Origin of the sequence: Streptomyces marokkonensis, assembly GCF_039539045.1 — a bacterium.
In the GTDB taxonomy this organism is placed as follows: domain Bacteria; phylum Actinomycetota; class Actinomycetes; order Streptomycetales; family Streptomycetaceae; genus Streptomyces; species Streptomyces marokkonensis.
The window spans coordinates 1-6,557 of sequence record NZ_BAABCQ010000267.1; the positions used below are offsets into that span (position 1 = coordinate 1).

The 6,557-nt window shown below is 73.5% G+C and carries 7 protein-coding genes; 2 read left to right on the plus strand and 5 right to left on the minus strand.

From position 1 onward, the window contains the following. A partial coding sequence (locus ABEA26_RS34310; protein ID WP_345597756.1) for a MerR family transcriptional regulator occupies nucleotides 1-376 on the minus strand: 376 nt, incomplete at its 3' end. Between the two features lie 274 nt (nucleotides 377-650). On the opposite strand from ABEA26_RS34310, the gene ABEA26_RS34315 reads away from it, so the two are divergent. Both ABEA26_RS34315 and ABEA26_RS34320 read left to right on the plus strand, forming a co-directional pair. Beyond that, nucleotides 651-2,423: a SpoIIE family protein phosphatase gene (locus tag ABEA26_RS34315; protein ID WP_345597758.1), complete on the plus strand. Its 1,773-nt coding sequence runs from the start codon at nucleotides 651-653 to the stop codon at nucleotides 2,421-2,423. A gap of 220 nt (nucleotides 2,424-2,643) precedes the next feature. Next, nucleotides 2,644-2,889 carry a hypothetical protein gene (locus ABEA26_RS34320; RefSeq protein ID WP_345597760.1) on the plus strand — a complete coding sequence of 82 codons (246 nt, stop codon included), beginning with the start codon at nucleotides 2,644-2,646 and terminating at the stop codon, nucleotides 2,887-2,889. Nucleotides 2,890-2,957: 68 nt separating this feature from the next. On the opposite strand, the gene ABEA26_RS34325 is transcribed toward ABEA26_RS34320, so the two are convergent. The 4 genes from ABEA26_RS34325 to ABEA26_RS34340 form a co-directional block, all read right to left on the minus strand. Further along, a complete protein-coding gene (locus tag ABEA26_RS34325) occupies nucleotides 2,958-3,338 on the minus strand; it encodes a VOC family protein (protein WP_345597762.1) in 381 nt (126 codons plus the stop codon). A gap of 58 nt (nucleotides 3,339-3,396) precedes the next feature. Beyond that, the gene (locus tag ABEA26_RS34330) at nucleotides 3,397-3,906 is read right to left on the minus strand and encodes a hypothetical protein (protein WP_345597764.1); all 510 of its coding nucleotides are present in this window, start codon (nucleotides 3,904-3,906) and stop codon (nucleotides 3,397-3,399) included. A 69-nt stretch (nucleotides 3,907-3,975) separates the two neighbouring features. Further along, complete coding sequence (locus ABEA26_RS34335; protein WP_345597766.1) at nucleotides 3,976-4,998, minus strand: hemolysin family protein; 1,023 nt, start codon at nucleotides 4,996-4,998, stop codon at nucleotides 3,976-3,978. Beyond that, nucleotides 4,995-6,440: a hemolysin family protein gene (locus tag ABEA26_RS34340; RefSeq protein WP_345597768.1), complete on the minus strand. Its 1,446-nt coding sequence runs from the start codon at nucleotides 6,438-6,440 to the stop codon at nucleotides 4,995-4,997. Before ABEA26_RS34340 ends, ABEA26_RS34335 begins: the two co-directional genes overlap by 4 nt. Between the last annotated feature and the right edge of the window lie 117 nt (nucleotides 6,441-6,557).

The window sequence follows — 6,557 nt, forward strand, 5'->3', positions numbered from 1 at the left end:
ACTCGCCGCGCCGTTCTCCGTTCCCGCCGGGCGGACGTTCGGCCTCGCGGCGGAGCTCCTCGTTCATGCGCAGTGCCGCCTCCAGGTCGTCCTCCAGGCGGACGATACGACAGGCGGCCTCGATGGGCGTTCCCTGGTCGACCAGCTCACGGGCGCGCGCGGCGCGGCGCAGTTGCCGGCGCGAGTAGCGGCGGTGTCCGCCTTCCGAACGCGTCGGGCTGATCAGCCTCGCCTCACCGAGGGCGCGGAGGAAACCGGGCGTGGCACCGATCAGCTCGGCCGCCCTGCCCATGGTGTACGCCGGGTACTGGTCGTCGTCGAGCCGGTCGGCGGCCTGCGGCCGACCTTCGGCGTTCAGCCTGCTCTCCGAGGGCATGCGTACCTTCCTGCGGACCGCTGGGGACACGGCCCGCCGCAGGGAATCCGGTTCCCCCGCACCTGAACTCTAGTCGCGCCCGTCGGATACCTGCTGCGGCGAACGTATATCCGCAGGGTTCCGGCGGTCGTGCCGGGGCAGCCGACGGATTGGTGACGGCGGGTGTCGGCGGGTGTCGGCGGGTCTGCCGGGTGTCTGCCGGGTGTCGGCGGTGCGGCCGGGCTCGGGTCCGGGACCATCGGACCACCACTGGTGGTGTGACTGGAGGGGCGACGTGGCGAACGGTGTGGGGCCCGGTGCGAAAGAAGCGGGACGGCGGTGGGCCGCGGAACCGGACTTCTGGCCGCGGGTGGCCGAGCAGCTGGGCACCGCCCTGGCCGTGATGGACACGGCCGGGCGGATCGTCGAGGTCAACCGGGCCGCCGAGCTGCTGCTGGGCCGCCCCGCGGTGACGATGCGCGGTGCGGACTTCCATGACCTGCTCCACCGGGGCCCGGACGGCGGCAGGATCCCGCGGGACCAGTGCCCGCTGCTCCAGGCGCTGGCCCGGGGCGCCGCCACGCGCGGCGAGAGCGACCGCTACCTGCGGGGCGACGGCGGTCTGGCCGCGGTGTCCTGGTCCGCGTCCCCGCTGACGGACGACGGGTCCCTGAAAGGCATCGCCGTACTGTTCACCGACACCGACACCGACACCGACACCGACTCCGCGGCCCGGACCGCGGCCGAGACCGCGGCAGACCGCGGGACGCGCCGGGAGCGCGCCGCCTACACCAGCGCCCTGGAGGACCTCACCGAGCGCCTGACGCTGGTCACGGAGATCACGGACGTACTGGGGCAGACGCTGGAGACCGACGAGGCCCTGGCCCGGCTGGGCCGCCTCCTGGTGCCCCGGCTGGCGGACTGGGCGGCGGTGGACCTCCTGGCCGACTCCGGACAGGTCCACCGGGTGGCGGTGACCGGGCCCGCGGGCAGGGACACGGCTCGGGAGGACTGGCACGGCCCGCTCCCGGCGACCGGTACGGCGGGCCTGTCGCCGCTGGAGCGGGTGCTGAACGGGGGCGAGCCCGTGCTGCGGGGGTGGCAGGAGACGGCCATCGGGCCCGAGTCCCCGCTCGCCGCCGGGCACAGCGACTTCCTGCGGTCCGTGGGCGCGACGTCCGTCCTCACGGTGCCGCTGGGCACCCAGCGGCAGGTCACCGGCGCCCTGACCCTGGTGCGCACCAACCTGGCGCATCCCTTCGACGCGGAGGATCTGGAGGTGGTGGGCGACATCGGTCGCCGGGTGGGGCGGGTCATCGACAACGCGCGCCGGTTCGGGCGTCAGCGCGCCGTCGCCGAGGCCATGCAGCGCAACCTGCTCGCCCCGCTGCCCCAGCACGGCAGTATGCGGCTGGCCGCCCGCTACCAGCCCGCCCCGGCCGGCTCGCAGGTGGGCGGTGACTGGTACGACGCCTTCGAGCTGAAGGACGGCGCCCTCGCACTGGTCATCGGCGACGTGGTCGGCCACGACCTGACGGCCGCCGCGGGCATGGCCCAGCTGCACGGCATCCTGCGCTCACTGGCCTGGGACCACACCGAACCACCCGGCGTCGTCGTCGACCGCCTCGACGACGCCCTGCCCGCCATCACGACCGTCTCCATGGCCACCCTCGTCCTCGCCCGGGTCGAAGGCCCGCCCACCGGCCCGTGGACCCTGCGGTGGACCAGCGCCGGGCACCCGCCGCCCCTCCTGCTGTCCCCGGAGGGAGACGCCCGCTACCTGGAGGAAGGGCAGGGTCTGCTGCTCGGCGCCCGCCTGGGCACCGACGGCCACCGACCGGACCCCACGGTGCCGCTGCCGCCGGGTTCCACGCTGCTGTTCTACACCGACGGGCTGGTCGAGGTACCGGGCAGCGACCTGGACACCGGCCTCGGCCGGCTGCGCCGCAACGCCCTCGCGCTCGCCCACGAGCCACTGGACACGCTGTGCGACGAGGTGCTGGCCCGGATGCCGCCCGGCAGCACCGACGACATCGCCCTCCTCGCCCTGCGGCTGCCGGCGCCGTGACGCGGGGCGGCTCAGCGGCAGCCCAGGAGCCTCCCTCCGAGCCGCTCGCCGCACTCCGGCGTGCCCGACCCTATGCCGCACGACGCCGCCGCACGGGGTGCGGAACCGGAAAGTACAGCCTGCTGTACCTCGGACCGGGCGGCCCACGGGATCGGCCGGAGGGGGCCCGGCTCCATAGCGTCGGTGGCGGATCGAGAGCGCGTTCCCGGAGGAGGCCGCCATGACGTATCAGGACCCCTACCGCCTGAGCACCACCCCGCCCCACACCCCCGTCGAGGGCCCGGACGCGGTCTCCAGCGGGGACGTCCTGCGTACGCTGCTGTGGGCCGTCGTCGTGGTCGGCGTGGTCGCCAACATGGTCGCCTCCCTCGCCGGTGCCGACACCCTGGTGCACCTGGCCTGCGGTGTGGTCACCGTGCTCGCCGCCGGCACCCTCGTCCTGCGCGGTCTGCGGGGCCGTCGATGACCACTGCGGTCACGGTCGTGCCGACGCCCTGCTCCGGACTCCGGTGCGACGTGGCCGGCCTGTCGCCGTCAGGGCCAGACGGTGGCACGTGCCTGGAAGACTTCGGGGTCGCTCTCCACCGGCAGGACGCACACCAGGTGGCCCCCGGGTACGCGTAGCACGTGGCACTCCTGCCACTGTGAGACCTGCTCCGCGCCCAGAGCGGTCAGGCGCGCGGTTTCCGCCTCGACGTCGTCGGTCTCGATGTCCAGGTGGATACGAGGCGCGTCGTCGACGGCCTGAACGGCGGTGACCAGTCCCGGCAGGGCCTCGTGCAGGGTGGTGAACTGCGGCTGCGGTGCGAACGGTTCGGCGTCGACGCCGAAAGCCGCCGACCAGAAGTCCGTTGCCCTGGCGGCCTCGGCCTCGGGCGTGTCGATGATGACGGCGTACGCACGACTCCTGTGCATGTACGGGTCCCTTCCCTCGGGGGTGCGGTGCGACTCCTTCGGATGAAACCGCGCCGGGTCAGACGGAGGCCGTCGTCCACTGTCGCAGCAGGGCCAGTCGCTCGTCCCTGGTCGGGGCGACGTCCTCGGGCTCGTCCCGGCGCCGGACGAGCAGGTCCTCGACGGGGGTGGCGCCGGAGACGAGGCGGGCGAGGAGGGCGCGGGAGAGGTCGTACTCGTCCGGGGTGTGGATGCCGCCGGGGACGGCGGCCAGGGCGTCGGCCTCGACCGTGCCGTCGGCCTCGGTCTCCACCCGCACCGTGAAGGCCGGCGGGTGCTCGCCGTCGCCGGTGACCAGGACGACCAGCGAGTCGAACGCCATCGAGGCCAGCCGTCGCGCCGGGGAGCGCACGGCCACGTCACGTACGTCGATGCCGCGGACCTCGTCCCAGCCCCAGGACCGGACCCGGCCGAGCCCGAGGATCTCGACCCCGTCCTTGGCCAGCCGTACTCCGGACGCCGTACCGGTGGGCGCGGCGCCCACGTACACGTGGTCCTCGGTGATCCAGAACAGGCCGACCATGGCCATGAGCGCCTCCCGCAGCGATGTCGCTGTGGGAGACGCCCATGGTCGTGCGGAGGTTCCCGGGGTCCGGGGTCACGCCACCGGTGTCGTCGGGCCCACCAGTTCCGTCAGGACGTCCTCCATCGTCACGAAGCCCAGGACCGCGCCGGTCTCGCCGGTGACGGCGGCCAGGTGGCTGTCCTCGGTGCGCAGGGCGGTGAGGGTGTCGTCGAGCGGGGTGTCGATGCGGACCCGCGTGACCCGGTGCAGGGTCGCGCGCGGGAAGGGGCGGTCGCGGTCGGTGAGGCCCAGGGTGTCCTTGATGTGCAGGTAACCGAGGACGGTGCCGCCGGGACCGGTGACCGGGAAGCGGGAGTAGCCCGCCTCGGCGGCCATGCGCTCCAGCTCCGCCGGGGTGACCGTGTGGCCGACCGTGCGCATCTTCTGCGCCGGGACCAGGATCTCGCCGACCGGACGGGTGCCCAGTTCCAGCGCGTCGCGCAGCCGCTCGCCGTCGGCCGGGGTGAGCAGTCCGGCCTCGCTGGCATCGACGACCATGCGGGCCAGCTGGTCGTCGGTGAAGACGGCCTCCACCTCGTCCTTCGGCTCCACCCGCAGCAGCTTGAGGAGCGTGTTGGCGAAGGCGTTGATGCCGAAGACGAACGGCTTCAGGGCCCGGGTCAGGGCGACCAGCGGCGGGCCGAGGACCAGCGCGGTGGTCGCCGGGGCGGCCAGCGCGATGTTCTTCGGGATCATCTCGCCGATCAGCATGTGCAGATAGGTGGCGACGGCCAGGGCGATCGCGAAGGCGATCGGATGGACCAGCGCGTGCGGCATGCTGACCGCCTCGAACACCGGCTCCATCAGGTGCGCGATGGCCGGTTCGGCGACCGCGCCGAGCACGAGGGAGGAGACGGTGATGCCGAGCTGGGCCGTGGCCATCATCGCGGAGATGTGCTCCAGGCCCCACAGGGTCATCCGGGCGCGCTTGTCGCCCGTCTTCGCGCGCGGCTCGATCTGGCTGCGGCGCACCGAGATCATGGCGAACTCGGCGCCGACGAAGAACGCGTTGGTCAGCAGCGTCAGGGCGCCGATGAAGAGCTGTACGGCGGTCATCGGGCCATCTCCCGCTGCTCGTGCTCCGGCCGCTCGTGCTCCGGCCGCTCGTGCTCCGGCCGTCTGCGCTCCCGCTGCTCGTGCTCCGGCCGTCTGCGCTCCCGCTGCTCGTGCTCCGGCTGTCCGGCCGGCACACCGGCCGGCACGGGCGCGGTGACCCGCAGGCGGTCGGCGCGGTGGTGGTCGATGTCGAGGACGTCCAGGCGCCAGCCGTCCAGCTCGACGACATCGCCCTTGGCGGGGATGCGTGCCAGATGGGTGGCGACCAGGCCGGCCAGGGTCTCGTACGGCCCGTCCGGCGCGGTCAGGCCGATCCGGGCGAGCCGGTCCAGGCGGAGCGAGCCGTCGGCGTCCCAGGCCACGCGGCCGTCCGCCGCGGCGGGGGCGGGCAGGAGGTCGGGTATCTCGACCGGGTCGTGCTCGTCGCGGACCTCGCCGACGACCTCCTCCACGATGTCCTCGACGGTCGCCACGCCCGCCGTACCGCCGTACTCGTCGATGACGACGGCCATGGTGCGAGTCGCTCGCATGCGCTCCAGGAGGCGGTCTGCGGGCAGGCTGTCCGGCACCAGGAGCGGCGCGGTGGCCAGCTCGGTGACGGGCGTGACGGTGCGCCGGTCCGGCTCCAGGGCCAGGACGTCGCGGATGTGCACGGTGCCGATGACCTCGTCCAGGCTGTCCCGGTAGACCGGGAAGCGGGACAGGCCGGTGGCGTGCGAGAGGTTCGCGGCGTCGGCGGCGGTGGCGTGGGCCTCCAGCGCCTTGACGTCCACCCGCGGGGTCATGACGTTCTCCGCGGTCAGCTCGCCCAGGTGCAGGGTGCGGACGAAGAGTTCCGCCGAGTCGGCCTCCAGGGCGCCCTCGGCGGCCGAGTGCTGGGCCAGGGCGACCAGTTCCTCGGCGCTGCGGGCGGACGCCAGCTCTTCGGCCGGTTCCAGGCCGAAGCGGCGTACGAAACGGTTCGCCGTGTTGTTCAGGTGCCGGATGAAGGGGCCGAACGCGGTGGTGAAGCCGCGCTGCGGGCCCGCGACGACCTTCGCGACGGCCAGCGGGCGGGAGATCGCCCAGTTCTTGGGGACCAGCTCGCCGATGACCATCAGGACGATGGTGGAGACGACCACGCCGAGCACGGTCGCCACCGTCGAGGCGGCGCCGCCCAGGCCGATCGCCTCCAGCGGGCCACGCAGCAGCACGGCCAGCGACGGTTCGGCCAGCATGCCGATGACCAGTGAGGTCACGGTGATGCCGAGCTGGGCGCCGGAGAGCTGGAGGGTCAGGCCGCGGACGGCCTTCAGGGCACCGTCGGCACCGCGCTCGCCGGACTCGGCGGCACGCTCCAGGTCACCGCGCTCGACGGTGGTGAGAGAGAACTCGGCCGCGACGAAGACGGCGCAGGCCAGGGTGAGAAGGAGGGCCAGCAGGAGCAGCAGGACCTCGGTCACCGTGCCACCCCGCTTCCCTCACGCGTATACCGCGCACGCGCGTACAGGGGGAACTGCGGGCCGGCCATGGCACGGCCGGTACTGGGAGGCTCCATTACGGAACGAGACTCCTTAACG